The sequence below is a fragment of the Leisingera sp. F5 genome (assembly GCF_001593695.1).
In genome coordinates, this window is record NZ_LUKH01000795.1 from 1 (window position 1) to 1,665 (window position 1,665).

A 1,665-nucleotide genomic window follows, 5' to 3' on the forward strand; every position below is an offset into this window, starting at 1 on the left:
AACCCGACCCGTGCAGGCCTCTACTATACTCTGCAGGACATGGGCGCGGATCTGACGTTTGAGAACATGCGCGAAGAGGGCGGCGAGCCGGTTGCCGATCTGCGGGCCAAGTACTCGCCCGATATGAAGGGCATTGAGGTTCCGCCGGAACGCGCCGCCTCGATGATCGACGAATACCCGGTGCTGTCGGTGGTGGCTTCCTTTGCGGAAGGCAAGACCATGATGGCGGGCGTCAAGGAGCTGCGCGTCAAGGAAAGCGACCGCATCGACGCGATGGCCAAGGGCCTGCGCATCAATGGCGTGACGGTTGAAGAAGGCGACGACTGGTGGGAAGTCACCGGCCTGGGCATCAATGGCGTGCCCGGCGGCGGCACCTGCGAAAGCGTCCTGGATCACCGCATCGCCATGTCCTTCATGGTGATGGGCATGGGCGCGCAGAGCGCGGTCTCCGTCGATGACGGCGGCCCGATTGCAACATCCTTCCCGATCTTTGAGAGCCTGATGGGGGACCTCGGCGCCAAGCTGGAGCGCACATGAGCGAAAGTTACACGATAGCCGTCGACGGCCCCGCGGCGGCTGGCAAGGGGACGCTGTCCAAGGCGCTGGCGGCTCATTACGGTTTCAGCCACCTGGATACCGGCCTCTTGTACCGTGCCGTGGGGGCCAAGATGCTGGATGGTGTGGCGCCGGTTGAGGCCGCGCAGAACCTGACACCGGAAGACCTGGCGCGCGACGACTTGCGCGGGCGGGAGGTGGCCCAGGCGGCCTCCAAAGTGGCGGTGATAGCCGAAGTGCGCGCCGCACTGATTGATTTCCAGCGCGCCTTTGCCCGCCGGGCCGGGGGCGCCGTGCTGGACGGGCGCGACATCGGCACCGTGATCTGCCCCTATGCGCAGGTGAAATTCTTTGTCACCGCCAGCGCCGAAGTCCGCGCCCGGCGCCGGTTTCTGGAACTCGCCGCTGCGGGCAAGGTGATCACGCTGGATGAGGTGCTGGGTGATGTGAAGGCCCGCGACGAGCGCGACATGAACCGTGCCGAGGCGCCATTGCGGCCGGCGGCTGATGCAATTCTGATCGACACCAGCGATCTGAGCATCGAAGAAGCCCTGGCCAAGGCGATCACAGTGATCGAAGCCCGCCGCGAGGCCGGCGAAACACTGGCATAAACATCAAACAACCCAAAACACCCGCAGCTGACGCATCAGCTGCGGGTGCAAGGGCAGGCGGGACGGAGCGGAACCGCCTGGCCCCCCGGGACGCAGGCTGGCGCGCGATCAGAGCTCGCTGACGGCGGTGTGCTTGATCTGGCCCCACTGGGTGTCTGCTGTTTTGGCGGTGCCGGGCACGTCTTCCAGGAAGGCGGCGCGGGTAGCGGCGTTCAGGAACAGAAACAGCTTGCCGTCATGCACCAGATACTGATCCGGGTCGCCGTCGAATTTCTTGCCCACAGACACGCCATAGGAACAAAAGCCGCCGTGCTGCGGCAAGTACTTCGCCGGATCGGCCTCGAACGCGGTCTTGTTCTCCTCAGAAGTGAAGTAATAAGAGGCGCCATCCACAGTGGCAGAGTAGTTTGCCACGCCTTCCACCGGGTTGCGGCTGTCCAGCAGCGACACAAGGTCAACACCATGCGCGGCCAGCGGCGCCCCGCCGGCAGAGATACCG

General features: G+C 64.7%; 2 protein-coding genes and 1 pseudogene. 2 read left to right on the plus strand and 1 reads right to left on the minus strand.

Features of this window, described 5'->3' with window-relative positions:
* Together A2I95_RS36050 and A2I95_RS36055 are read left to right on the plus strand one after the other, a co-directional pair.
* Window positions 1-537, plus strand: a pseudogene (locus A2I95_RS36050) (3-phosphoshikimate 1-carboxyvinyltransferase); the annotation flags it as partial.
* Window positions 534-1,166 (plus strand): d(CMP) kinase, encoded by a 633-nt coding sequence (locus tag A2I95_RS36055; protein WP_291737324.1) that lies wholly within the window; start codon window positions 534-536, stop codon window positions 1,164-1,166. The pseudogene A2I95_RS36050 and the gene A2I95_RS36055, both read left to right, overlap by 4 nt.
* 108 nt (window positions 1,167-1,274) lie before the next feature.
* Here the strand turns inward: A2I95_RS36055 and A2I95_RS36060 are convergent.
* The coding region (locus A2I95_RS36060) for a YHS domain-containing (seleno)protein (RefSeq protein ID WP_291737325.1) at window positions 1,275-1,665 on the minus strand (391 nt) is incomplete at its 5' end.

Coding starts and splice junctions, on each gene's coding strand:
- A2I95_RS36055 (WP_291737324.1), top strand. CDS start 534: ATGAGCGAAAGTTACACGATAGCCGTCGACGGCCCCGCGGCGGCTGGC.